We start from the raw sequence: 25618 nt of genomic DNA on the forward strand, positions 1-25618 counted from the left end.
TTTCTCCTAAAAGAGAGTGTTTCGTATTGCCACAACGTAGACACTGCTTTATTATAATTTTATTTTTAAATGAGGGGGTGCTTTCGAATATCTTTTCTTTAATGAGGTAATTTAATGTCTTATCATTAAGTGGTATTTCATGTCTAAGAAGGAGTTTTCCTGTATATCGATAGGCTTGATTCTTAATCCAAGTGGACATTTTAATTGAAGTAGATTTCGGAGTCATTCCATTCGTTCACTCATTTCTATATTTTTATAAATATTATATTGAGGTAAGGAGGTGAATACAATAAATAAGTATGTAGAAGCTCACCAAATGCATTTAAGCAGCACTGGATGAGCTCTTTAGCTGAATAAAGTAAGGTTACTTTTCATACCAGCACATACCGATAGCGCCTTCTCCTAAATGAGTACCAATCACTGGACCAAAGTAGCTGATTGATAAATCAAGATCTGGATGTTTTCCAACTAAGTTATCTTTAAACTTAATAGCAGAATCCCTAGCGTTCGCATGGATGATGACTATTTTTAGATCTTTATCTTGTTCTAAATCCTCTTCAAGTAGACTGACAAGACGGTTTAAAGCTTTTTTGCGAGTTCTGATTTTTTCGAATGGCACAATGAGCTTATCAACAAAATGCAATATAGGTTTTACTTGAAGTAAGCTTCCCACCAGAGCTTGTGCTCCGCTTAGTCGACCTCCACGTTGAAGGTTCGTCAAATCGTCCACCATAAAGTAAGCTCTTAAGCCTTTCTTCATTTCATCAAATCTTGCAATGATTTCTTCAGGTGTCTTCTTTTCTTTAGCCATCTCTATACCTTCATAAACGTAAAATGCTTGGGCACTGCAGCTGATTTCTGAATCATAAGGGTACACTTTAATCCCTTCAACCATCCTTCCAGCACTCATTACAGCCTGATATGTTCCACTAATCCCACTAGATAAGTGAATGGAGATGACAGCATCATAATCTTTAGCCAGTTCTTCTAATTTTTCAGTTATATAACCAATGGATGGTTGGGATGTTTTTGGTAGTTCAGGAGATGCCTTGACTTTTTCGTAAAATTCTTCTGTTGTTATGTCTATTTCCTCCCGGTAAGATGCATCTTCAAACACAACACTTAACGGTACCATATGTATATTAAGTCTATCACGTATTTCTTTCGGGATGTAAGCCGTGCTGTCCGTCATTACAGCGATCTTCATCAAATTCTCCCTCTCTTTCACCGATTTCCTTTATGTGAATTTTTTATTTATTACAGTGTAGTTTATTATATTTTACAATAACAAATATAAAATTGCATTAATTACCTTCATTTGTTTCTAAACATCTGGATAAAAAAAGAATACTCTGGCCTTTTATAGTCAGAGTATTCACAGGAACGTCAACCTTTTGTTAGTCATCTTATGTAGTGATTATATGACGTCTACCCAGCCTTTTTTAATTGCGGAAACAACTGCTTGGGTACGATCATTCGCCCCCATTTTTTGTAATATGTTACTTACATGGTTCTTAACTGTTTTTTCACTAATATATAATGTTTCAGCTACAGCGCGATTACTCTTTCCTTCTGACATAAGCTGCAGAACTTCACATTCTCTCTTGGTTAGGAGGTGTAATGGCTTTCTATGTTCTATAATGCCATTGACGACATTTGGAATATTCTCTTTGGCAAGTCGGCGATACTCGCGGACAAGGTTATGGGTAATTTTAGGATGTAAATATGAGCCTCCCTCATACACTACCTTGATAGCTTCTATTAAGGAGTCTGCATCCATTTCTTTTAATAAATACCCTTGAGCACCTGTTTTAAGTGCATGGGTCACATAGCTTTCATCGTCATGTATAGACAATATAATAATTTTAGTTCTCGGATAATTACGAACGAGATTGGCTGTTGCTTGAACGCCATTCATATGTGGCATATTGATATCCATTAAAACAACGTCGGGTTTATATTCTTTAACAATTTCTATGCCGGCTTCACCATCATCACCTTCTGCCACGATGTTAAAATCCGCTTCGTAATCAAGTATACGCTTTACTCCCTCTCTAAAAAGGATGTGGTCATCGATTAAAGCTATGTTGATAGGCTTACTCATATTCATCATCTTTTCCTCCCGAATCTATTTGAAAAGTATTACCCCTATTATATATATCTGTTAATCTATTTTATTTCTCTCTATAGTTATTTAACTTGATCGTTTGGTGTGTATGGAACGTTGATGTATATGCGTGTTCCCTTTCCCTTGGTAGAGTCGATTTTCAGTTCTCCATTAAACATCTCGACTCTCTCTTTCATTCCTATTATACCAAATGATGACTCACTTCTCTCTTTTGGATCAAATCCATCACCATTATCTTTAACAGACATTGCTAAATTTTTATTGGTAATCTCGAGTTTCACCTGAATAAGTGTTGCATTAGCATGTTTAATCGCATTTTGTAGTGATTCTTGAAGAAGTCTAAAAAAAGCAATCTCATACTGACTTTTTAATCGTTCATCTTTTCCAATCGAATCAAATTCTATGTTAATATCATTATAATCCGAAATAGTCGAAATGTATCGTTTAATGGTCGGCAGTAAACCTAAATCATCAAGTGCCATTGGGCGTAAGTCATAAATGATACGCCTAACTTCGTAGAGTGAGGTGCGAATCATTTTACGGACACTTTTTATTTCTTGTAATGCCATATCAGTCCCCTGGTCACGTAAAGCACGGTCTACAAGTTCTGAACGAAGAAGAATATTAGCCAGCATTTGAGCAGGACCGTCGTGAATTTCACGGGATATTTTTTTACGTTCTTCTTCTTGTGCTTCAATAATTTTAAGACCGAACTCTTGTTTCTCTTTTGCTTCCTCTATCATATTATTAACGTATTTAAAATCATCGTTAAGATAGTTGAGAACAACAGCCACTTTACTAGCTAGTCCTTGAGCTCGCTTAATCATGTGATCCAAGGATATGATTCGCCGTTCTATGTCGTCCCGTCTTTCCCTTAATACTTTCTCGTCTTGTCTTAGGACAGCTAATCTAGTCTGTAGATCATGCGTTTTCTCATAAACTTCGCGAATGTCACTTTCAGCATATTTATGAAACTCTTTACTAACTTGAGAGAGTCGTCTACGAGAGAATCTCACCCGCTCTTCCAGTTCGTCTCCATCCTGTATATGTTGGATGACTTGCTCTTTCGTATTCTTCAATTCTTGTATTAACTGTTCGTGTTCTTCGCGAGCTTCTTCGCTAATATGAAATATTTCATCTTTACTATTTTCCACAACACCAATCATGTCATTGATGATGTAATCCAATGATTTTTCTTTAAATTTTAATGTAGTCATCGTTATACACCAACCTATGTTATAATTATACGCAGAAATCCCTAATTTTTATAGGGTCTTTTAGCATAGTTTTTTAAATAACTGCGATTTTTTAGGAAATAAGACTTTAGAACTACTGTTTTTCACACGCTTGGCATTAGAAAAGGTTTCTTCAACACTATATACATGTTATTAAGTAGATATATTACAGGTTTGTTTGTCCATTATATACTATAATCTATCATTAAAGGAGCTATTATTCATGTTATCTAGCTATTTAACTGTAAAAACTGAAGGTTCGACGGAAATAATAATACAAAAGTCTCGCTTTATTGGTTATATAAGAAGAGTTGAAACTGAAGAAGCAGCACAATCTTTTATACAGGATATCAAGAAAAAACACCACGATGCAACCCATAATTGTTCAGCTTATCTGATTGGCGAACATGATCAAATCCAAAAAGCCAATGACGATGGTGAACCAAGTGGTACAGCGGGAGTCCCTATACTTGAAGTATTGAAAAAACAGCGATTAAAAGATACAGCTGTTGTAGTCACTCGTTATTTTGGTGGTATTAAACTCGGAGCTGGTGGTTTAATTCGTGCTTATGGCAATACAACTTCAGAAGCTATCCGTGCGACTGGAGTGGTTAAAAGACAATTGATGCAAGGTTTCTCAGTCATTGTCGACTATACACTTCTAGGTAAACTAGAAAATATGTTAAGAAATTCTGATTACATCTTAAAAACAATTAATTACTTAGATACAGTGGAATTTGTCGTTTATGTAAAAGATGGCGAGGAAAAATCTTTCTGCGAATGGATTGTTGACGTGAGCAGTGACCAAGCGAAAATTAAAGATTTAGATCAGGCGTATATTGAAATTGATGTGGAAGCTAATTAACAAATAAAAGGTTGGGACATAAGTATTTTAGTTAATATAAAAGTGGCCGTTTTAAAATATATTTCTATAAATACACACTTTTAAAAGTAGCGTAGTTTTTTCGAAGCGAATAGCACTCATTTAAAATTGCCACTTAGTTTTGTCCCAACCTCTTATTCTTAAAATGTAAAAAGAATTATTTCACTTTTCTTAAAGCAGCTTCATCTGCAATAATTGTAACATTTTTATGTTTTTGAAGTACAGTCGCGGGATTATCTTCTGTTATTTCCCCATTGATTATTTGAGCTAGAGCCTCTGATTTATTTTCTCCTGAAACAAGCATGACAATTTCATCACTTTCCAAAATACTACCAATGCCCATTGTCACTGCTTCTGTTGGAACATCGTCTTTGTTTTCAAAGAATCTTGAGTTAGCTTCAATGGTTGACTCTGTTAAATTAACCACCTGTGTTCTGCTTTCAAAGGACGTACCTGGTTCGTTAAAAGCGATGTGTCCGTTCGTACCAAGACCTAGAAGTTGTATATCAACTCCGCCTGCCGCTTTAATCAATTGCTCGTACCTCTCGCATTCTTCCTTTAAATTTTCAGCATCCCCCTTTGGTAAATGTGCATTTTCTTCTTTGAGATCTATATGCTTGAATAAACGATTGTACATGTAATAATGATAGCTCTGTGGATCGTCTTTCGCTAAACCAACATATTCATCAAGATTAAAGGTTGTTATATTTTCAAATGTTATGTTTCCTTGCTCATAGGCTTCAATAAGTCGATCATAAAAGCCTTCAGGAGTTGAGCCTGTAGCTAAACCTAGTACTGGTTTTTCATTCCCCTTTAGCTTACTAATGATCAACTCGCATGCTTTTTCACTCATCTCATCATAATTTTTCACTTTAACAACATTCATTATTCTTCCCCCTCAAAAGCAATTTCGCCACGACAAATTGTGTACTGAATATTTAATTCGTCATCAACTAACAATAAATCAGCATCTTTTCCCCGTGCGATGCTACCTTTCCTATCAATAACATTTAATTGTTTTGCTGGATTTACAGAGGCCATTTCGACAATATCGCGAATAGAGACCTGTTTTAACTTCAGCATTTGTTTTGCTCCATTAATTAACTTAAGAATACTTCCTGCTAGTGATCCATTCTCAAGTTCTGCACGATCCTCAGTAACTACAACAGGTTGGCCACCTAATTCATAGTCTCCTGGCGGTAGGCATTTAGCCCGCATGGCATCCGTTATCAAAATCAATCGCTCACTACCCATGTTACGATGGATAAGCTGCATCATTTCAGGGACCACATGAATCCCATCAGCGATAAGTTCTGCTCTTAATTCTTTAATTTCAAAAGCACCACCAACAGCTCCAATTTCCCGGTGATGAATCCCATTCATGGCATTGCACAGATGTGTCAATTGACGAACACCGTGAGATACAGCCTTTTTGAGTCCTTCAAAGTCAAGATCAGTATGTCCTGCGGAGACATTGACTCCTGATTCTGCAAGAGCTTCAATGAATGATCCGTCTTTATCATGCTCTGGCGCCATCGTTATAGTTTTAATTTTGTTTCCGGATAAGGTTTGCCATTTATTAAAAATTTCAAAGTTAGGTTCTAAAATATACTGTTCCGGCTGTGCACCTTTCTTACTTTTTTCTATAAATGGACCTTCAAGGTGAATGCCAAGCACCTCAGCATGTCCCTCTTTTCCTTCATAATTAGCAACATTTTTTAATGCTTTTTCTATATTTTCAGGTGACTGAGTAATCGTTGTTGCTAGAAAGCTTGTCGTTCCTTCCTCAGGCAGCACTCCTGCCATCGTATCCAATGCTTCTTCAGTTGCATCCATGACGTCTGCTCCAGCTGCCCCATGAATATGTCCGTCTATAAACCCAGGAATAAGATTCATCTGATTCCCTTCAATTATTTTAAAGCGAGCAGGATAGCTTTCCGGTTGCTCGACTTCTTTATAAACTTCTTTTATTATCCCATCTTCAATAAGTACATGACCATTTTTAACGACATTATCTTCCATAAAAACATTCACATGTTTAATGTATAAAGTATTAGCTTTATTCAATTTCACACAATCCTTTCAACCTATAATTTTATAAAATATCTTACAGGACTTCTTAGTATTTTACGTTCAAAAAGTCTTTTTTTGCTCAATCTGTAACATAGTTTTCTATTTTTAACTAGCCTCATTATTATTATACGCTTAAGTATATAAAAGTGAAATAAATCACTATATAAAGGCAAGTAAAAGTTAAAGCAAAAGAATGTTTAAAAGGGCAAATTTTATATCTTGACAGGTTATTGAGCAAAGGATTGCGATGGTGCTTTTCCAACTTGTTTGCTATTATTTTTTAGTTCATAAACTAAAGTTTGAATTAATTCTTCGGATGTATTAATTTTATTATTTTCAGTAGCTTCAATGACTTTTTTCAACAAAGTCTTGTATTGTTCTTGTTCTTTCATTTCTATCTTCTCCTTATAATAGAAATCACACACTAACAATTAAATCATAATCTATCAAACTATTTTTTACCAACATTTTACGGAAAACACCTAAAACAGCGATCTATTTTTCACTTACTTATTGAATAAGAAAAGGGGGGGGTGCCACTAGCGTTTAGGTTAATACCTTTCATTCATCATATGTAAACATCATGAAAGTGGGATTACCGCTTATAATATCAAAAAAATAAACCGTAAGCTGAGCTTAACGGCTTAAATGGATATCTTTTCTTTTTGTTTATTTCTCCATTTATTAAATTCCAAATACTCTTTAAACTGTTGTTTTGAAATTCCCGAGTTCATTGCTTCTCTCACAATTTGAATCCAGTCTTGATCTAACTCTGATTTTTCATCGTTTATTAATTCGTTCACGCTTATTTCTAACACATGTCCTATTTTTTTAAGAAATTGTAGCGATGGGTTAACTTGAAGGTTTCTCTCGATTGAGCTTAAGTATGACTTAGCAACCTTGGCCTTGTCTGCTAGTTCTGATAATGACATCCCTTTGTCGAGCCGTAATCGTTTAATCTTATCTCCAATCAAGCTTTTCACCTACTTTCATCATGCATTATAGCATAAACTAGGTGGAAAGTTCTATTAGAGGCGTGACTTTAAGACTAATATTTTTAATAATTTGTTAAAAATAAAAAATGACCTAACTCATAGTCACTTTAGTTCCATGCAAGTGGGAAGGATGAAGCATTCTCCATGGAAAGCCAGTATTTTTCCGTAGCGCTGGAACGAGCACAAACCCCACCTTTGCTGAATCTATGTTCCTATCACACTATATGGAAGAAGTTTTGGCCAAAGCCAACCGATATTCACGTCCCACCTACTCGTTGAGCTATCGTCCTTCACATTCCTTGAGTATGGGAGAATTCTTTTGGGAAGCCGTTAAAATAATAAACATAAGAAAAAGGCTGTGACATGACTAATTTCTCGTTTCGAAATAGCAAGAAATTAGAGTTTATAGTTAATCATGTCGCAACCTCAATTTGGAATTTTAGATTAGAATGGATAAAGTTTAAATAAGTATCTACCTTTAATATCAGCTTTAGCTATTGTTCCTACAGACTCATTTCTACTATCTAGACTTTCACCTGGGGATCGGTTATCCCCAAGAACAAAATAACTATTCTCATCCACTACTACTTTAGACATATCTTGTGATACACCTGTTTTATATTCTTCCTGTAACGGTTTCCCATTCACTTTAGTTACGCCGTCCTTGATTTCTACATGATCATTTTCTGTTGCAATAACTCTCTTAATCACGTCAAAACCGTTTTCGTCGCGATACAAAATGATATCACCTTTCTCTGGTGAGTAAAATAAATTGGTCGTCATTATAACATTATTATTGCTGAAAGTTGGCGACATGGATTGACCATTTATAACGGTGATACCAATCACAAACCGAAAAATAAGAAATATTCCAACTAAAATAAGTATGAATTTTATCCAGCTGATTATTGAATTTCTTTGTTCTTTCTGAGTAGATTTCTCATCTTCTATCCCAATCACTTCCCAACTATTTCGAAACCAATAGAAATTTACTTTTCTTAGCCTTCTTTTTCATCTACAGGCGGCTGTTCCTCTTCTTTATCGTTATTCTTTTCAGGTGCTTCTTCGTTATTATTTCCTTCATTATTTCTCAAGTTATCGTCATCTTTATTGGACTCTTCGATATCCTTTTCATCTTCTTTAGGTTCTTCTTTTATCTGAGTTTCGTTGGATGCTTCTTCATAGAGTTCAATATCAATCGCATTCATTTTTTCTTTAGCTTCTGTTAATATTTTATTTAAAGATGCTTCGATGTCTTCTCTTTTTTCTGCGTCATTAATATTGGATGAATTAATTAAATTGTCTACATGCTTCTTTAATTCGGATGAAACTTTGTCTTTCTGATGTTCGGTAAATTGTGCCAATTCCTCTTCTGCCTTTTCTACTTCTGATTGTAACTCTTCCTTTAATCGTTTTGTTTGCACGTCCTTTTCTTTTTTTACTGACTTTTCTAGTTCATCTACGGCCTCTACTTGGTTTTCATGAAACCAATTTGATAATAACGATTCAATATCTTGATCGGCAAACACAACCGATACACTGCTGCCAATTAACGCGATTAAAAGAACAGTTCCAATGAGTATTTTTTTAAAGGGCAGTTTTTTTCTCTTATGAGTCTCTCTTCTGCTTTTCACGGTATTCCCTCCAACTTATCATGATTAGGGTCTCCGTGATGGAGACCCTAATTATTTACTCGTTAATACCCGAAACGACATCATCCAGACTATTTTTTGCATCCTCTTCAAGTTCTTGTGCTTTAGCAGTAATAATTGTTTGCTGCTCTTCAACAAGCTCTACTTTAAGATTTGTGACAGTTTCTCTTACTGCGTCAACAGCAAAATCAATTTCCTTAGTTAAGTTATTTGTTAGTTTATCCGAATGGAAATCAAGACCTTCAGCTAGCTCTTTCTTAGCTTTTTCAATTTCATCTTCAAGTGCTTGTACGGCACCATCTTTTGCTGATGTTAATTCAGTAGTTACATGCTGAAGTGACTCTTCACCTTTTTCACCTGTTAGACTCTCAAGTTCTGAACCTGCATTGGCAGCAGCTTCACTAGCCATGTCTTGCATTTCAAGCCAATTATCCATATAAACATCGAAGAACTGTTGTTCCATGTATCCTAAAATTTCACCGTGTTCTGCAGTAAGCGCCTCTAAATGTGCTTGTTTCGCTTTCTCAATTTCACTTAATGAACTATCCGTCTCAGCATCCCTTGTGTCAAAAATGGAAGTAGTTGCATCATCTTTCAGCCCCTCCAATTCATCATTTAAACCGGGTATTAAACCTTCAACATACTCGTCCACTTCTCCTTCAGAATCTGCAACCGCTTGATTAAACATGCCGTCATACCAATCTTTTAATGCTTCTCCAGCGTCCGTGTTTGCAAATGCAAATCCAGTTCCTGATATTAATCCAACAGCAACGGTTCCTGCAATAATTTTATTCTTCAACGATTTCTTTTTCATTAATATATTCTCCCCTTCAATTTAATTATTTTTAGATTATTCAGTCAATATACCCTCTAAAAATTCTGCTGCGTCTTCCTCAATTTCCTTTTGAATTTTTTCTGTTTCTCTTTTTTCATCCACATTAAATTTAAATGATTCTATTAATGATTCTTTTGTAGATTCTAAAATTTTTTGGTAGTGTTTTTGGTGGTTTATAATATGTTGTTCTGTTTGCTTATTAGTTAAAAGAGCAAAGTCTCTTAAAACTAAGTCCACAAAATTTAAATTAAGATTATAATCAATCGATGAAGGGTTTTCTAAGATGGAGAATCGTTCTGATAGGTTAAAGGATTTATCCTTAATTTGGGTATTAAAATATATGTATAAGTTCGGATGTTCACCCTTAGTTATTCCTGAGATAGGAATAGATGAAATCGCTAATACTATGCAACCTATAAGTAAGGCAGTTAGTATTTTTTTCATTTGAGATAACATCATCAACCCACCTTCAGCTTTAAATGTTTTGAAATAAAAGTAGGATTTTAATTGAATCTTTCGTTCGTTTTAACAAACTCTTATTAATCATAAATTCGCCCCCTAACCTGTAAACTGAACTTATTGACTATGTTTTTAGTACTATATAACGAACACACTAATAGAATTATAAGCAATTTAATATATTTTGAAAAACAGTGAAAACCGTCATTTGTTCTATATAAAGAACGATTCCCTCCAAATATCTGACGAAAACTCTTTCTATCTTAATTTTTTAACTATTTTTAATTTCTTTAATATATGACCTTTTCTATTTAATTTAAACTGACTCTCATTTTAATTCACAAATGATTAAAATTCTACGCTTATAAGAGTAATTTGATTAAATAAGATTAGACTATAATATAAGACTTTTTACAGCCCGTTTTATCTCGTAATAACCATGAAGGAGAAATTAACATGACAACCAGAACAGAACAAAGACACAAGCATAAAAAAAGAAAGGGATTCAAGTGGGTCTTAAGCACTGTTATTGTTCTTGTAATCATTGGAGGCGCATCTCTCTTTTTTATGTGGAACAAAATTAGCGGTACATTTGACGCGATGCATAGTCCTTTAGATAGGGATCAAAGCCTTAATCGTCAAAAAGCATTGGCTTCCCTTTTCAACAATAATCAATCCATTAACATTCTGTTACTTGGAGTAGATGAACGGTCAGGTGATAAGGGCAGATCTGATACAATGATTTTAATGTCGCTTAATCCTAAAACAAATTCAGCTATGATGCTAAGCATTCCACGAGATACGTATGTAAACATTCCGGAGCATGGCATGGATAAAATTAATCATGCATACGCTTATGGAGGTGTACCTCTTTCAGTGCAGACGGTGGAAGACGTGTTTGATCTACATATGCACTTTTATACCCGGATTAACATGGAAGGATTTAAAGATGGCATTGATACACTAGGTGGGATCACGGTTCATAATAGGCAAGCTTTTTCTCAAGATGGCCATCAATTTAATGAAGGAAATTTACACCTGAATGGAGCTGAGGCATTAGAGTATATTCGCATGCGAAAACAAGATCCCCGCGGCGATATTGGGCGAAACGAACGCCAACGTGATGTAATCAAAGCAGCAATGGATGAAGCTGCCAGCTTTTCAAATGTGATAAAAGTTGGGGAATTATTAACTATTCTTGGTGGAAATGTACAAACAAACATAAGCCCGCAAAATGTACGGCAGCTTTTCTCGTCATATCGAGGCACTAGACAAAATATCAAAACTTTAGAATTAAATGGTTCTGGTAAAAGAATTGGCGGTATTTGGTACTATATTGTATCAGATGAAGAATTTAATCGAATCACTACAGAATTCAACAAACATATGAATGCAAAATAACCACTATTTTTTATAATTATAATTGGTATGCAGATTTATGCTAATGTATAATGTTATAATAGATTAAAAGATAGTTTGATGGTGGGGGTTACGTATGAAAAAAAGTTTATTATTAATACCGCTCTTATTTTTTGCATTCATGACTGCTTGCTCATCTAACGATGTAACACCAAATGAGCAATTCAGCGTATTCACGCAAGAATGGAATGAAGAAAACTTCGGCAAAATGTACGAGATGGTTTCTTCAGATTCACAACAGGACTTCCCAAAGGAAAAATTTGTCGATCGCTATGAAAAAATATATGAAGATCTGGCAATTTCTGAATTAAATATTACCTTTGATGAACTTTCAGATGATGACATAAAAAAGGCTAATAAAAATGGAACGGCTCAAATAAAATTCAAAGCTGAAATGACAAGTGTAGCTGGGCCTATCTCTTTTACAAAAGAAGCAGAATTAGTTAAAGAAGAGAAGAATGACGATGAAGAAACCTGGTTTGTCGATTGGAATCCTGGGTTTATCTTCCCTGAATTGGCTGACGGTGGAGATATTGGATTAGAAACAACACCTTCTGCTCGTGGTGAGATCTTAGATCGCAATAAAATGCCATTAGCTTTAAATGATACTGTACGAGAAATCGGCATTGTTCCAGAAAAAATGGGAGATAATGCGGAAGATGGTAAAAAAGAACTTGCTAGTCTGCTTAACATGTCGGTTGAAGATATCGATGCCAAGTTAAATGCAAACTGGGTAGAACCAGATCTTTTTGTACCGTTAGCAACAGTGCTCCCTTCTAATACGAGCCTCCTTGAGCAACTTGGAGCTATTGAGGGTGTTCAGGGTAATGAATCAACAGGAAGAGTATATCCCTTAGGTAAAGCGGCAGCTCATCTTGTTGGATACGTCGGGCAGATTAATGCAGAAGAACTTGAAGAAAGTGAACCTGGCATTTATACAGCAAATGATTCCATAGGTAAGCGAGGCCTCGAGCAATTGTTTGAGAAACAACTACGAGGGGAAGCTGGAGTAAAAATTATTATTAAAAAAGAAGATAAGGACGATATTGTCTTAGCCGAAAAAGAAGTGAAAAATGGGAAAAACATTCAATTAACAATTGATGTTAATATCCAAGAAAAAATATATGACACTTATGATGGTGATGCTGGCACAGCAGCTGCTATCGACCCTAAGACAGGTGAAACACTGGCGCTTGTAAGCAGTCCGTCCTTTGACCCTAATGAATTACTATATAGTACTAATGAAAATATGTGGGCAAATCTTGAAGAGGATCCCAAAACACCTCTAATTAACCGTTTTAATGCAACTTATGCTCCAGGTTCGGTCATGAAACCAATTTCGGCCATGATTGGACTCAAAGATGGAGCCATCAAACCTGACGAAGGTGTGGAGATTAACGGTTTAACATGGAGTAACGGAAAGGGTTGGGGAGACTATAAAGTTCGCCGTGTTTCTGAAAGTAGTGGACCAGTTGATTTAAAAGATGCATTAATCCGTTCAGATAATATTTATTTTGCAATGAAAGCTGTTGAAATGGGAGCAAAATCCTATACGAAAGGCTTGAAAGAGTTTGGGATAGGCGAAGATTTACCATTTGAATATCCAATCTCAAAATCAACCATTTCGTCTGAAGACAAAATTGACAACGAAGTATTACTTGCAAACACAAGTTATGGACAAGGTGAAATTCAACTGAGCTCTTTACACTTAGCTTTAGCCTATACACCTATCTTGAATGATGGCAAACTACTTAAACCGACTTTGTTGCTTGATGAAGATGATGGCCAAATTTGGAAAAAAGAGATTATCTCTTCAGAAGAAGCAGAGCTTATGCAAGATATATTAAGAGAGGTCGTCACAAAAGGAACGGCTAAAAAAGCACAGAAAGCTGAATTCCCTATTTCAGGCAAAACAGGTACAGCTGAACTGAAATTAAGTTCTGATAGTAAAGGTGAAGAAAACGGATGGTTTGTCGGCTATCCGACTGATGATCAGGATATCCTCATTGCCATGATGATTGAAAAAACAGAGGATAGAGGCGGAAGCAGTTATACAGCTGAGAAGGTAACAGATGCTTTAATTGAAATTAAATAACTGCTAGAGGGCTTACTGTTAAATTCAACTATCTACACAAAATTAATCCCAACAAGTTTCGATTCGCTATCAATTCGACTTCTTGTTCGGATTAATTTTTTTGTTATATGATGTCAATAATCAAAGTGTCTCCAATAATTTATAAAATAATTCCTCATCACGCTCATCTAGAGCCTTATCAATGAGTCGTTTTTTATTTTCATGCTCTAATTCATCAATAATCAAGTCCACCTCGCTTTTATCAATCAAAGTATCTTGGAAGTCTTTATAATAATACGGTTTAGCAATCCGATACACTTGATTAAGAAAATCGGGATGGTATATTAATTTTGCCATTGAAATATAGACAACATCTTCTCCTTTTTGAAATGCAAATTTAGCATCGACATTATCAATTTTCTTCGTTTCCCTGTCCACTCTAATTTCCTTAGCTTCGATCGGTATAAATTGATATTCTTCTCCATTAAGATAAATAGTGAAAAATTGATCTTCCAACCTTAAATGTACATATTTTTCATTTACTTTTATATGATAAGGTCTTAATATTTTTAGAGTTACCAATCCAGTTACCTCCCGATATATCATTTATCCGTCCGATAATTTATAATATCTTGTGATATAAGTTTTAATACCCTTAATATTTTACTTTTAAACCTTTAAAACTTATTTATGTAAAAAGAAGCATACCAAAGATATGCTTCTGCACTAAGAATTATAATGTTTAGGTAAAAGTGGATATAGTTCATGTAACGTTTTATAGTCACGGTGATCCAGAGCTTTATCAATTAATCGTTTTAAATTTAACATTTCCAACTCGTTAATCAGTGCCTCCTGTTCCTCATTTAAAGAATCGGCATCATCTTTGAAATAAGGCTCAGCAATAGAATGGAGTTGGTCTATAAAATCGGGAAGTGAAATGAGTTCAGTCATAGACATATAAACAATCTTCTTACCTTTTTGAAACGCAAAACGGGCGTTGATGTTTTCGATTTTTTTATTGGTTCGATTAAGTCGTATCTCCTTGGCTTCAACCGGTATGAATTGGTAAACGTCTTGATTGATCACGACAGAGAAATACTGGTAAGCTAATACAACGCGAACATGCTGAGCGTTAGCTTTAATATAGTAAGGTTTAAGCATCTTGACAGTTATCATTTATTCCACCTCCTTTAATATATCTAAATTTTCAGTTAAATAATGATACAATAAAAATCGAAAAATGACAAGTGTATCAACTACTGTTACTTGGGAAAAATTTTAGTTGAAGTGAGTGTTAAGGAGTCGCCATCGTTTTGAGGCGACTACCTAAGATATCTGTCTTAACACTTCATTCACTATTTTGCCTTCCATCTCTTTTGTCAATTCATATTTACCCTCAATTTTTTCGAGAGATTGGTCTGCTTCTTTTAATAGGGCAATCCCTTTTTTCATGTATGACTTATAGTGGGACGTCACAGATGCAATTTTATCTGCATATTTCTCATCTGTTCCAGGAGTGACTGTTTCTTCATACATGTCAATCACCTTATGTCCCTCTTTTTCTGGGAAAAACTCATGGGGATCGGTACTGTCGAAAATACAAAAACTCAGTTCTCGGACAAGAACCATATCAATACTTTTAGGATCAAAACTACAATGGTAAACTTCGATATCAAAACCTAAATCCTTACAAACTGCGAGAACTTTTTTCATAAAAGTTGATTTACCTGTTCCGGCCCGACCTTTGATAAAGTAAGCATGATTAATCGTTGAGAGAAGTTCTGGAACAATATTTACTGCCCCTTCAGGTGTATTCGTTCCAAATAATCGTTTATAAATTGTAGATGTATTTTCTTTCTTGTTTATATCAGTAAATAAATCGTATATAAATTCATTTGCTATCTCATCTGCACGCTCAAAATTCATTTCATTAACGTAAATTGATTCCAGCTCGTCATGTATTTTCAATCCTTGTGCAAATTGATCATAGGATTCTTCAGTGAGAGATTTGAAAGTCTTTTTAGCTTTTTTTACATCTTGATTGGAAGACTCGTGTAAATAGTTAGTTAAGTCAAGCTCAATGGAATTTAGATCAGGAAACGATATTCTATCAGAAATGATTGCAAGGGATTTTTCTCTGACTATGATTCCGTCTAAATAATCATCTCCCAAAGAACTTAACAATGCTTCTATGGTTATGTTTTCATCAAAATGATTCATTAAATTCCTAATAACTTTTGTTTTGATTTTATTTGATTGATGTTTTAAAACGACAATCTTTTCAATACCTTGAAGGTTCTCATTTAAATAGTTAATAAATCCTTCTGCTGTATTGCCTGTGACATAATAATTCAACTGGGACACATAGACACATCCTTTTTACATAGTAAAATTAGATACAATTCGGTTTCTAATAGATTATGGTGACCACAACTTAATTGTGACTTCTTTTCTTATATATAGTATACCAATAGTTGTTATATTCATGAAACAAACCATTACTTTTGATTTACAGTAGAAGTTATTAAAAAGTGAAGAAACTGGAGCAACAAAACGTACTACGTTGTTTACTGCTAATATAAAGTGATAAAAAACAACCCGAACAATGACTTTTATTATAGGCTGCTCATTGTTCGGATTGTTAACGTATGTCCCAATCTCATTATTTTATGATGGTGTGTTAGCTAGTTGATTCTTTTCGTCTTCAGTAAAAACTCGGGAACGCGTTAAAAACCGTTTTCCTTCAGGCCCTTCCAAAGAGAACATCCCTCCTCGCCCCTCAATCACATCAATAATAAGTTGGGTATGTTTCCAATAGTCATATTGATCTCTTGCCATATAGAACGGAGTGTCCCCTATTTCACCAAGTTTTACGTCTGAATCACCTACCCTGAATTCACCACGTTCAAAACACATGGGTGAACTGCCATCACAACATCCACCTGATTGATGAAACATTAAATCGCCGTGTAGTTCCTGCAAATGCTCAATCAATTCAAGTGCTTCTTTAGTTGCAGTTACACGCTTTACCATATTTACACCCTTTCTATACAGATATAAAATCAACCCATTACATGAGTGGACTTAACCGACCAAGACTAGAATAAACCAGCATTCTCTTCGCTATAACTAATTAACAGGTTTTTGGTTTGCTGATAATGATCCAACATCATTTTATGATTCTCTCTTCCAATGCCTGATTTTTTATATCCTCCAAATGCTGCGTGTGCTGGGTACTGATGGTAACAATTAGTCCACACACGTCCCGCTTGGATTCCCCGTCCAAAACGGTATGCCGTATTAATATTACGCGTCCAAACACCAGCCCCTAATCCATATAAGGTATCGTTTGCTACATCCATCGCTTCCTCTTCGTCTTTAAAGGTAGTTAACGATAATACTGGACCAAAAATCTCTTCCTGGAAAATCCGCATGTCGTTACTCCCTTTAAATATTGTCGGTTCGATATAATAGCCGTTCTCAAGCTCGCCTGTCAACTCGTTGACATTTCCACCTGTTAAGACTTCCGCTCCTTCTTGTTTACCGATATCCAAGTAGGAAATTATTTTTTCCATTTGCTCTTTGGAAGCTTGAGCACCCATCATTGTTTCCGAATCAAGCGGGTGACCAATCTTAATTTTCTTCACACGTTCAACAGCTTTTTCCATGAATTTATCATAAATCGATTCATGAACAACAGCACGTGAAGGACAAGTACAAACCTCACCTTGATTAAGAGCAAACATGACAAGCCCTTCAACAGCCTTATCCAAAAAGCCATCATCTTTATCCATCACATCTTCAAAGAATATATTAGGAGATTTTCCTCCGAGTTCTAAGGTCACTGGAATGATATTTTCAGAAGCATACTGCATAATTAAGCGTCCTGTCGTTGTTTCTCCTGTAAAGGCAACCTTTGATATTCCATTATGTGAAGCTAGCGGTTTACCCGCTTCTACACCAAAGCCGTTTACTATATTCAGGACTCCCCCCGGTATTAAATCTTTAATTAAATCAAGCAATACATGTATGGAAGCTGGCGTTTGCTCAGCTGGTTTTAAAACAATACAATTCCCCGCTGCCAGTGCTGGTGCTATCTTCCAAGTGGCCATAAGTATAGGGAAGTTCCAAGGGATAATTTGACCAACTACGCCTAATGGTTCATGAAAATGATAAGCTACAGTATCATTATCAATCTGACTTACGCCACCCTCTTGAGCTCGTATAACACCTGCAAAATAACGAAAATGATCAACAGCTAATGGTAGATCGGCAGCAAGTGGCTCCCGAACAGCTTTCCCATTATCCCACGTTTCAGCTACAGCTAACATTTCTAGATTATCTTCTATCCGATCAGCTATCTTATTTAAAATATTCGCTCTCTCGGTAACGGATGTTTTTCCCCATTCTTTGAATGCTTCCTCAGCTGCTTCAACAGCGGCATTCACATCATCTTTTGTAGATCGTGCTATTTCACAAAAAACTTCACCGGTGACTGGGCTGACATTTTCAAAGTACTTTCCCTTTACCGGCGGCTTGTAGTCTCCTCCAATAAAATTATCATATTTGTCCTTAAAATTGACGAGTGCTCCTTCAGTATTTGGATTTGCGTACCTCATTTAACCTTCCTCCTCATTATTTTGTAATCGCTTACAATCTATTGATGAAGATTCTAGGTGTCATTAGTATTTTGGATTTCTAAGAAAGCCCTATAACTAATGTATTTATTATACTAACTATTATGATTAATTCAAAATATTCCGCTTATGATTGTTGAAATACTGTTTCTATACTAAATAAAAAAAGCCAGAGAAGTAATCCCCAGCTTTTGAATATTAACCAGTCTGCTCATCAGCAAACTGGCTATTGTATAGATCAGCGTAAAATCCTTTTTGTTCAAGCAATTCTTCGTGTGTACCTTGTTCGATGACATCACCTTGGTTCATGACTAAAATATTATCTGCATCCTGAATTGTGGAGAGTCTATGAGCAATGACGAAACTTGTTCGCCCCTCCATAATCGAATTCATTGCTTCCTGAATAAAGACTTCGGTGCGCGTGTCAACACTTGATGTAGCTTCATCAAGAATCATAATAGGCGGATCCGCGAGTATCGCCCTGGCAATTGTAAGGAGCTGTCTTTGTCCTTGAGAAATATTTGAAGCATCCTCATTCAAGACCGTGTCATACCCATCAGGTAGTGTGCGAATGAATTGATCAGCTCGAGCTGCTTTAGCCGCTTTAATCACTTCGGTTTCTGAAGCATTGGTTTTTCCATAAGCAATATTGTCTCTTATAGTACCTTTAAACAACCAAGTATCCTGCAACACCATGCCAAAATGACTTCGAAGTTCATGGCGTGACATAGCTAATATATCAGTACCATCTAGTTTAATAGAACCACCCTTAACTTCATAAAAACGCAGTAGCAGATTAATTAATGTCGTTTTTCCAGCTCCAGTCGGCCCAACAATAGCAACCGTTTGGCCGGGTTTTACATTAATATTCAAGTCTTTCATTAACAATTCTTCATCATAACCGAATTCAACATGTTCGAAAGTCACTGCTCCCTCAACAGCCTTCACTTTTCCAGTAGGAGTTTCAGGAATTTCTTCCTCCTCATCAAGTAAAGAAAACACTCGTCGAGCTGCTGCGATAGTTGATTGAATAATATTAGCAATGTTAGCCATCTGATTAATCGGCTGATTGAATTGTCTTGTATACGTAATGAATGCCTGAATGTCACCAATAGCAATCACTCGTTGAGTTACTAATATACCACCGACAATACTAATTAGTACGTAAGTTAAATTCCCTATAAACATCATAATTGGCATGATAATCCCTGATATAAATTGCGCACGTCGACCAGCTTCATATAACTCATCATTTACATTATTGAAAGTCTTAAGTCCTTTAGCCTCCTGACCAAATGCTTTTACAACATCATGACCGGTATACATTTCTTCCACATGTCCGTTAAGCTCACCAAGAGTGTCTTGTTGTTGACTGAAAAATTTCTGTGATTTTTTCAAAAATGGTTTAATCACAAAAAATGATATTGGCAAACTAACAAGGGCAATTATTGTCAGTAATGAATTGATCGTAAACATCATAATCAGAATCCCAGCAAGTAAAACAACTGAGCGGATAAACTGGGTTATACTTTGTTGCAATGTATTACCAATTGTGTCTAAATCATTGATCACTCGGCTAAGAGTATCTCCGTGAGAATGACTATCATAATAATTAAGTGGTAGTTTCTTTAACTTATTAAAAATATCTGTTCTTAAGTCATAAACTGTATTTTGCGCTACACTGGCCATGAGATATTGCTGCAGAAACGTAAACAAACTGCTAAAAATGTACAAACCACCTAATAATAATAGCAATTGGCCAACTTTTCCAAAGTCAATACCTGCACCCGTTCCGGTGAGTGCTGCATAGGCTCCTTCAAAAACAACCGTAATTGTGTCTCCCATGACCTTTGGCCCTAAAATGGTGAATAAAGTGCTTAATATGGTCGCCATAAGGACAACTATGAGCCGCTTACTGCGAGGAGCTAAATAACCGAGAAGACGCATCAGTGTTCCCCTGTTATTTTTATCTTGGTCTATATTTTGCTTACTCATGCAGTTCCCTCCTCACCGTGTTGTGATTTAACAATTTCCTGATAAATATTACTGGATTCCAATAACTCTTCATGTGTCCCTATGCCTCTTATATGGCCTTGATCAAGGACAATAATTCGGTCTGCATCCATGACAGAACTCACTCTTTGAGCGACGATTACAATGGATGCATCAGTAACTTCTTGTTTTAATGCTTGACGGAGTTTGGCATCCGTTTTAAAATCAAGTGCTGAAAAACTATCGTCGAACAGATATAAATCAGGTCGTCTAACAAGTGCTCTCGCTATAGCTAGGCGTTGTTTCTGCCCGCCTGAAAGATTAGAACCACCTTGATCAAGTTTTGTGTCATAGCCATCTTCCATACTGGAAATAAAGTCATCCGCTTGTGCAATTTTGGCTGCCTTTCTAATTTCATCCATAGTGGCATCTTCTTTTCCATACCGAATATTTTCTGAGACTGTTCCTGAAAATAAAAAGGCCTTTTGTGGGACTAAACCAATAGCTGAGCGGACTCTAGCTTGTGATACTTTACGTATATCTAAACCATTAATACGAATAGTTCCGTCGGTTACATCATAGAAGCGTGGAATCAAATTGATTAAGGTAGACTTTCCAGATCCTGTACCACCAATGATTGCCGTCACTTCACCTGGACGGGATTTAAATTCAATATCAGTCAGTGCTGACTCCTCAGCACCTGGGTAATAAAATGTGACATGATCAAATTCTAATGTACCTTTTTCATCCGTAACAGGGGTAGTTTTGTCTTCTGTCTTTGGATTATTTATGGACGGCTCTGTTTCGAGAACCTCTTGAATACGATTCGCTGATACCGCTGCACGCGGTAAAATAACAAACATCATGGATGCCATAACGAGGGCAAACATAATCTGCATTACGTACTGGATAAATGCCATTAAATCGCCAATTTGCATATTACCACTATCTATTCTGACCCCACCGAACCAAATGATAGCGACGACAGTCAAATTCATAAGCAACATCATCAGTGGCATAAGAAAAGCCATAAGCTTGTTAACTTTTATTAATGTATTGGTCAAATTAGTGTTCGCATCTTTTAACCTATTTGATTCAATGTCTTCCTTGTTGAAAGCTCGAATGACACGAACCCCAGTTAAGTTTTCGCGCATTACAAGATTCAATTTATCTAAACGTTTCTGGACTGCTTTAAATAATGGCATGGCTTTTTTCAAAATAAACAAAACCGCCCCTACCAAAATGGGCATCACACCGAGGACGACAAGTGATAATTTTGCATCCTTTGAAACGGCCATAATGATTCCCCCGATCATCATGAGGGGTGCCGTTAGTACCATACGTAAAAGCATCATCATTACTTGCTGTATTTGTGTAATATCGTTTGTTGTCCTCGTGATGAGGGAAGCTGTTCCAAGCTGATCAAATTCTCTAAAAGCAAACTTTTGGACATGACTAAACACTTCCTTACGTATATCCCTTCCATGTCCCATGGCAATCTTAGAAGAAAAATAACTGGCCATAACTGCAACAATTACAGTCAACGCCGCAACGCCTAGCATGACGCCACCAATTTTCCAAACATACGGAATATCTCCTTCTACTACACCATTATCCACGATAAAGCCCATTAATGTTGGTAACAATAGATTGGATAGAGCTTGGATAAAAACAAGGAGAAAAACAAGTGCAAGCAACCATTTATAAGGTGATAACTTTTTAAGAATACTAATCATTTCATCTTCCCACCTTCAAAAAATGCTGCTATCTGTTGATGTAAATTTAAAAGGTCGTTAAATTGCTCTTCCGAAAATGAATTAACGGCATTTTTGAATCTCAGATGGACACCATTTTCTTCGTTTTTCATTTTCTTTAGTAGAGCTTTCCCTTGTTCACTCAATATAAGGTCGACCTCACGTCGATTTCCTTCAGCATGTTGACGATTTAAAAGATCGTCCTGCACAAGCCCTTCTATCGCATAGCTTAATGTACTTTTAGGATAGTGCGTTCTTGCCTGAAGTTGTTTCTGAGCTATTTTTTTATTATGTTGCATCATAACAATGATAGCAAATTGAGGAACCGATAATTCGTGTTCCAACGCCGTTTGTTTAACTTGACCCATAATTGACTTTTGTAAATGCCAAAACGATTGCATAAGCATTGTTGGACGATTTGTTCCATATGTCTCTTTTACCATAACTACACACCCACTTCTATAAAAAATCATTCTTTTTTAGTCTTCTCTATTCGCTAATGTCTAAGAGTAAACAGTTCAAAATTGAACACCTATAAAATATTATACCTGTTAAACTTCAATGTCAAGAAAAGAAAATGTAAATAAACAAAAGCGCTGGGCACTGAAGCTAGACGTGAACAATTTAAGTATAAAGTTATCCATAAAAGTTTTAATGTTATAGTTTCTAAGCAAAAACAAAAACCTTAGTGGTTTACTCACTAAGGTTTTTGTTTTATTATACTTATGAAGTTCATAGGATGTTTTAATTCATTAATTTAAAGTTAATGTAATAAATAAAAAATGTCCTGAGAGACATTTTCAACAATTATTATAAGATTAACTTTTTCACTTCCTGAGTTTGATTTTATTTCAATTCAGGTAAAACTCGCATTTCTTGTTTCATTGAAGACTTACAAAATGGACATTTAGGATCTTCTTCAAAACTGTACGACTCACGCATCCAGCCATTACAGTCATCATTGGTACAAACCCAAACATTTGTCTCGACTTCTTTAACGGGCTCTTTAGGGCCACGAGAAAAACCCATATCAGCATCCCCTTTCATAATACTATCCTTATTATACTCCTTTTTAAGGTACAATGAAAGGGGCATCCGCTTTGATATGGGTTTAAGGTAGTTATTATATTACACTTGCTTTGAATACATCCCATTAATTAGTGCGCAGATTTATATCAATTTTACGATAATAAAGATTTTGTGGGCTTGATAATCCAGTTTTCTTGGGTCACTTAGGTCAGTTCATCAAAAAGTTAACTCGTGCAATGTATCTTATCCTACCGCTATGATCCCAAGGGTTATATTTCATTCCGCGAAAGTTGAATGATTTAAAAAAGGACAAATTTTTCAATTGCTTTGGCTACACCGTGATTATCATTTGTTTCCGTCACGTAATCAGCGACTTTTTTAATCGCTTCCTGAGCATTGCCAACTGCCACTCCTACACCAGCTTCTTGAATCATTTTAATATCATTTAAACTATCACCGCAAGCAAGGACTTGATCCATGGTAATCCCAATATCTTGACAAACTTTTCTTAAAGCACTTGCCTTGTTAACTCCTTTAGGATTCACTTCAATGTTTGTTGGGAGTGAGTTTGTGAGTTCGAGACCACCGATATGCGAAAGTTCCTCTATAATTTTATCGAGTTTATCTTTGTCCTCTGTTTCACATCCGAATTTAAGCCATTTATGATCATAGAAATTATCTGGTCTTTGATTATAATAAATATCTTCAGTGGACACTAGCCAAGTAAACACATCATATTTTTCAGCTAAGTGCCACATATTTTCAATTTTTTCTTGTGTTAATAAATGTTCTTCCAAAAGATTCTTATCAATTGTCCAAATCTGACCACCATTACATGTTACAAGAAAAGATTTCAACTTCAATTCTTCCGCAAATGGATAACAAGAATTCAACCATCGTCCTGTGCTAAGAACGACATGAACATCATTTTCCAAAGCTTTAGCAATAACACCTTTTGTGTAATCTGATACTTTTTCCTGTGATGTAAGTAGAGTACCATCCATATCTAATGCAATTAATTTAATTTTACTCATGTCAATCTCCTTCATTTAATATTAATCCAGTGCTAGTTAGTCTCTTTTACCCTTGTTCCTTTATCAAAAAGACTCGTCGTTATAAAAGGTATGATAAACAAGGCCAGTAAAATATAAAACAGCAACTGAATATTGTATAAATCCACAATCAATCCACCTACTACAGGCCCCAACATTCGACCAGCTGCAGCCACACTATTTACGAATCCTTGGTAAAATCCTGCTCGGCCTGGAGGAGCTAATTCATTGGCTAGGGAAGGGACTGCTGGCCACATAAGCATTTCCCCCATCGTCAAAATAACCATACCTACTGCGAACATAGTGAATTCACCAGCCACCATTGCGATGATGTAGGAAAACACCATGATACCCGCTCCGATAAATATATGAGTTTTTTGTGATGTCACTCTTTCCGTAACCCATTTCACCAATGGTTGACCTAGCACGATAAGAAAACCGTTGATCGCCCATAACATACTATATTGCTCAAGAGGGATTCCTATATCTTGTGTGTGAGATGCAATGGTGGACTGCCACTGACTATAGGCAAACCAAGCTATTAAAAAGCCTGTCGATAAAATAAGTAACGCTTTGAAAGAGGATTTATTTTTAATTTCCCCGCTTTGCTCAATAACTGACGTATGCATTTGTTGGTCTCGTTTTTCATCCATGTCACGATAGAAAAAGAAAGCCATAATAAAAAACAAAGTAAATAACGTCGCATTGGCCATAAATATATAATTAAATGAAATACTGGCAACATATCCGCCAAGTGTGGCACCAAGCGCTACTCCTAAATTTTGAGCAACATAAATCGCATTAAAAGCTCTTCTTCCACCATCGGGCCAGACAGATCCAGCCATAGCAAACATCACCGGCCAAGTGATACCTGTTCCAAAACCAATTAAGACAAGTAAAACAGAATAAGTCCCGATATTATGGAAAAATGAAAGAGTAATAGCTGACAGCATCGCTAACCCTGTCCCATATAAAATTGTTTTATAGGCGCTATATTTATCGAACAAGATTCCACCAATCAAGTTACCAGTAATCGTTGCAGCCTGATTAAACATTAAAATCATCCCGGCAAAGGCGAGACTTTTTCCTAATTCATTATGCATATAAATTGTATTTAAGGGCCACAAAAATGAACCACCGGTGACACTTATTGTTGTTCCAATAACTAATAACCAGATATATCTTGGCATTTTTCATCATCTCACATTCATCAATCCATTAGATTATTTTAATACAATTTATATCTCAGGACAATCTCAATGTTTATGTGTGTTTATTTTTGAAACACCGTCTCCAGTTAAAGACACTAATATTTAAATTCAAAGTTGGTCTTCATCAGTGGCATGAACGACAACTTTTAGCAATTTCACTCGGTAGTTGGTCTTCATCAACGCCATGAAC

25 protein-coding genes are annotated in these 25618 nt (G+C 35.8%); 3 read left to right on the plus strand and 22 right to left on the minus strand.

All coding sequences use genetic code 11. The features are described from left to right. Positions 1–364: 364 nt before the first annotated feature. From KQI49_RS13320 to KQI49_RS13330, 3 genes are all read right to left on the minus strand, one after another. Positions 365–1207: a DegV family protein gene (locus tag KQI49_RS13320; protein ID WP_216489652.1), complete on the minus strand. Its 843-nt coding sequence runs from the start codon at positions 1205–1207 to the stop codon at positions 365–367. 210 nt (positions 1208–1417) lie between these two features. Further along, on the minus strand, positions 1418–2110 hold the full coding sequence (locus KQI49_RS13325; protein WP_305852333.1) for a response regulator: 693 nt from the start codon (positions 2108–2110) through the stop codon (positions 1418–1420). Between the two features lie 80 nt (positions 2111–2190). After that, positions 2191–3345: a sensor histidine kinase gene (locus tag KQI49_RS13330; protein WP_216489653.1), complete on the minus strand. Its 1155-nt coding sequence runs from the start codon at positions 3343–3345 to the stop codon at positions 2191–2193. A 241-nt stretch (positions 3346–3586) separates the two neighbouring features. On the opposite strand from KQI49_RS13330, the gene KQI49_RS13335 reads away from it, so the two are divergent. Beyond that, complete coding sequence (locus tag KQI49_RS13335; protein ID WP_216489654.1) at positions 3587–4228, plus strand: YigZ family protein; 642 nt, start codon at positions 3587–3589, stop codon at positions 4226–4228. A gap of 175 nt (positions 4229–4403) precedes the next feature. Here the strand turns inward: KQI49_RS13335 and nagB are convergent, their stop codons facing one another. The 8 genes from nagB to KQI49_RS13375 form a co-directional block, all read right to left on the minus strand. Continuing rightward, on the minus strand, positions 4404–5132 hold the full coding sequence (nagB, locus tag KQI49_RS13340; RefSeq protein ID WP_216489655.1) for a glucosamine-6-phosphate deaminase: 729 nt from the start codon (positions 5130–5132) through the stop codon (positions 4404–4406). After that, on the minus strand, positions 5132–6313 hold the full coding sequence (gene nagA / locus KQI49_RS13345; RefSeq protein ID WP_216489656.1) for an N-acetylglucosamine-6-phosphate deacetylase: 1182 nt from the start codon (positions 6311–6313) through the stop codon (positions 5132–5134). The genes nagB and nagA overlap by 1 nt, the downstream gene beginning before the upstream one ends. A 233-nt stretch (positions 6314–6546) precedes the next feature. Beyond that, positions 6547–6711: a hypothetical protein gene (locus tag KQI49_RS13350; protein WP_216489657.1), complete on the minus strand. Its 165-nt coding sequence runs from the start codon at positions 6709–6711 to the stop codon at positions 6547–6549. A 252-nt stretch (positions 6712–6963) separates the two neighbouring features. After that, entirely contained in the window at positions 6964–7293 is a 330-nt protein-coding gene (locus KQI49_RS13355; protein WP_216489658.1) for a helix-turn-helix domain-containing protein, read from the minus strand. Between the two features lie 465 nt (positions 7294–7758). Then, on the minus strand, positions 7759–8274 hold the full coding sequence (gene lepB / locus KQI49_RS13360) for a signal peptidase I (RefSeq protein ID WP_216489659.1): 516 nt from the start codon (positions 8272–8274) through the stop codon (positions 7759–7761). 38 nt (positions 8275–8312) lie between these two features. Further along, positions 8313–8948, minus strand: a complete 636-nt coding sequence (locus KQI49_RS13365; RefSeq protein ID WP_216489660.1) for a hypothetical protein — start codon at positions 8946–8948, stop codon at positions 8313–8315. 55 nt (positions 8949–9003) lie between these two features. Further along, positions 9004–9780: a hypothetical protein gene (locus KQI49_RS13370; protein WP_216489661.1), complete on the minus strand. Its 777-nt coding sequence runs from the start codon at positions 9778–9780 to the stop codon at positions 9004–9006. A 36-nt stretch (positions 9781–9816) separates the two neighbouring features. Beyond that, a complete protein-coding gene (locus KQI49_RS13375; RefSeq protein ID WP_216489662.1) occupies positions 9817–10257 on the minus strand; it encodes a hypothetical protein in 441 nt (146 codons plus the stop codon). Between the two features lie 459 nt (positions 10258–10716). Between KQI49_RS13375 and KQI49_RS13380 the strand changes: the two genes are divergently transcribed. Next, positions 10717–11661 (plus strand): LCP family glycopolymer transferase, encoded by a 945-nt coding sequence (locus KQI49_RS13380; protein ID WP_216489663.1) that lies wholly within the window; start codon positions 10717–10719, stop codon positions 11659–11661. Positions 11662–11755: 94 nt separating this feature from the next. Beyond that, positions 11756–13774, plus strand: a complete 2019-nt coding sequence (locus KQI49_RS13385; RefSeq protein ID WP_216489664.1) for a penicillin-binding transpeptidase domain-containing protein — start codon at positions 11756–11758, stop codon at positions 13772–13774. A 120-nt stretch (positions 13775–13894) separates the two neighbouring features. On the opposite strand, the gene KQI49_RS13390 is transcribed toward KQI49_RS13385, so the two are convergent. The 11 genes from KQI49_RS13390 to KQI49_RS13440 form a co-directional block, all read right to left on the minus strand. Next, on the minus strand, positions 13895–14335 hold the full coding sequence (locus tag KQI49_RS13390; RefSeq protein WP_216489665.1) for an IDEAL domain-containing protein: 441 nt from the start codon (positions 14333–14335) through the stop codon (positions 13895–13897). Between the two features lie 144 nt (positions 14336–14479). Next, a complete protein-coding gene (locus KQI49_RS13395) occupies positions 14480–14929 on the minus strand; it encodes a hypothetical protein (RefSeq protein WP_216489666.1) in 450 nt (149 codons plus the stop codon). Between the two features lie 150 nt (positions 14930–15079). After that, positions 15080–16117: a hypothetical protein gene (locus KQI49_RS13400; RefSeq protein ID WP_216489667.1), complete on the minus strand. Its 1038-nt coding sequence runs from the start codon at positions 16115–16117 to the stop codon at positions 15080–15082. A 303-nt stretch (positions 16118–16420) separates the two neighbouring features. Further along, complete coding sequence (locus tag KQI49_RS13405) at positions 16421–16786, minus strand: DUF779 domain-containing protein (RefSeq protein WP_216489668.1); 366 nt, start codon at positions 16784–16786, stop codon at positions 16421–16423. Between the two features lie 65 nt (positions 16787–16851). Beyond that, on the minus strand, positions 16852–18372 hold the full coding sequence (exaC, locus tag KQI49_RS13410) for an acetaldehyde dehydrogenase ExaC (protein ID WP_216489669.1): 1521 nt from the start codon (positions 18370–18372) through the stop codon (positions 16852–16854). A 216-nt stretch (positions 18373–18588) separates the two neighbouring features. Then, positions 18589–20385, minus strand: a complete 1797-nt coding sequence (locus KQI49_RS13415; protein WP_216489670.1) for an ABC transporter ATP-binding protein — start codon at positions 20383–20385, stop codon at positions 18589–18591. Beyond that, complete coding sequence (locus KQI49_RS13420) at positions 20382–22118, minus strand: ABC transporter ATP-binding protein (RefSeq protein ID WP_216489671.1); 1737 nt, start codon at positions 22116–22118, stop codon at positions 20382–20384. The genes KQI49_RS13415 and KQI49_RS13420 overlap by 4 nt, the downstream gene beginning before the upstream one ends. Further along, on the minus strand, positions 22115–22579 hold the full coding sequence (locus KQI49_RS13425) for a MarR family winged helix-turn-helix transcriptional regulator (RefSeq protein WP_216489672.1): 465 nt from the start codon (positions 22577–22579) through the stop codon (positions 22115–22117). Before KQI49_RS13425 ends, KQI49_RS13420 begins: the two co-directional genes overlap by 4 nt. Before the next feature lie 403 nt (positions 22580–22982). After that, positions 22983–23165, minus strand: a complete 183-nt coding sequence (locus KQI49_RS13430) for a cold-shock protein (RefSeq protein WP_216489673.1) — start codon at positions 23163–23165, stop codon at positions 22983–22985. Between the two features lie 299 nt (positions 23166–23464). Next, entirely contained in the window at positions 23465–24199 is a 735-nt protein-coding gene (locus KQI49_RS13435) for a Cof-type HAD-IIB family hydrolase (protein ID WP_253286833.1), read from the minus strand. Positions 24200–24231: 32 nt separating this feature from the next. Then, the gene (locus KQI49_RS13440; protein ID WP_216489675.1) at positions 24232–25407 is read right to left on the minus strand and encodes an MDR family MFS transporter; all 1176 of its coding nucleotides are present in this window, start codon (positions 25405–25407) and stop codon (positions 24232–24234) included. Between the last annotated feature and the right edge of the window lie 211 nt (positions 25408–25618).

The organism is Virgibacillus sp. MSJ-26 (genome assembly GCF_018918075.1).
GTDB lineage: Bacteria > Bacillota > Bacilli > Bacillales > Amphibacillaceae > MSJ-26.

Bases quoted from the DNA above. Each gene is read 5' to 3' on its own strand.
- nagB (WP_216489655.1), bottom strand. From the start codon at position 5,132: ATGAATGTTGTTAAAGTGAAAAATTATGATGAGATGAGTGAAAAAGCA.
- KQI49_RS13350 (WP_216489657.1), bottom strand. From the start codon at position 6,711: ATGAAAGAACAAGAACAATACAAGACTTTGTTGAAAAAAGTCATTGAA.
- KQI49_RS13395 (WP_216489666.1), bottom strand. From the start codon at position 14,929: ATGATAACTGTCAAGATGCTTAAACCTTACTATATTAAAGCTAACGCT.
- KQI49_RS13325 (WP_305852333.1), bottom strand. From the start codon at position 2,110: ATGAATATGAGTAAGCCTATCAACATAGCTTTAATCGATGACCACATC.
- KQI49_RS13385 (WP_216489664.1), top strand. From the start codon at position 11,756: ATGAAAAAAAGTTTATTATTAATACCGCTCTTATTTTTTGCATTCATG.
- KQI49_RS13380 (WP_216489663.1), top strand. From the start codon at position 10,717: ATGACAACCAGAACAGAACAAAGACACAAGCATAAAAAAAGAAAGGGA.
- KQI49_RS13420 (WP_216489671.1), bottom strand. From the start codon at position 22,118: ATGATTAGTATTCTTAAAAAGTTATCACCTTATAAATGGTTGCTTGCA.
- KQI49_RS13435 (WP_253286833.1), bottom strand. From the start codon at position 24,199: ATGAGTAAAATTAAATTAATTGCATTAGATATGGATGGTACTCTACTT.
- KQI49_RS13320 (WP_216489652.1), bottom strand. From the start codon at position 1,207: ATGAAGATCGCTGTAATGACGGACAGCACGGCTTACATCCCGAAAGAA.
- KQI49_RS13330 (WP_216489653.1), bottom strand. From the start codon at position 3,345: ATGACTACATTAAAATTTAAAGAAAAATCATTGGATTACATCATCAAT.
- KQI49_RS13375 (WP_216489662.1), bottom strand. From the start codon at position 10,257: ATGTTATCTCAAATGAAAAAAATACTAACTGCCTTACTTATAGGTTGC.
- KQI49_RS13405 (WP_216489668.1), bottom strand. From the start codon at position 16,786: ATGGTAAAGCGTGTAACTGCAACTAAAGAAGCACTTGAATTGATTGAG.
- KQI49_RS13440 (WP_216489675.1), bottom strand. From the start codon at position 25,407: ATGCCAAGATATATCTGGTTATTAGTTATTGGAACAACAATAAGTGTC.
- KQI49_RS13425 (WP_216489672.1), bottom strand. From the start codon at position 22,579: ATGGTAAAAGAGACATATGGAACAAATCGTCCAACAATGCTTATGCAA.
- KQI49_RS13370 (WP_216489661.1), bottom strand. From the start codon at position 9,780: ATGAAAAAGAAATCGTTGAAGAATAAAATTATTGCAGGAACCGTTGCT.
- KQI49_RS13335 (WP_216489654.1), top strand. From the start codon at position 3,587: ATGTTATCTAGCTATTTAACTGTAAAAACTGAAGGTTCGACGGAAATA.
- exaC (WP_216489669.1), bottom strand. From the start codon at position 18,372: ATGAGGTACGCAAATCCAAATACTGAAGGAGCACTCGTCAATTTTAAG.
- KQI49_RS13415 (WP_216489670.1), bottom strand. From the start codon at position 20,385: ATGAGTAAGCAAAATATAGACCAAGATAAAAATAACAGGGGAACACTG.
- KQI49_RS13430 (WP_216489673.1), bottom strand. From the start codon at position 23,165: ATGGGTTTTTCTCGTGGCCCTAAAGAGCCCGTTAAAGAAGTCGAGACA.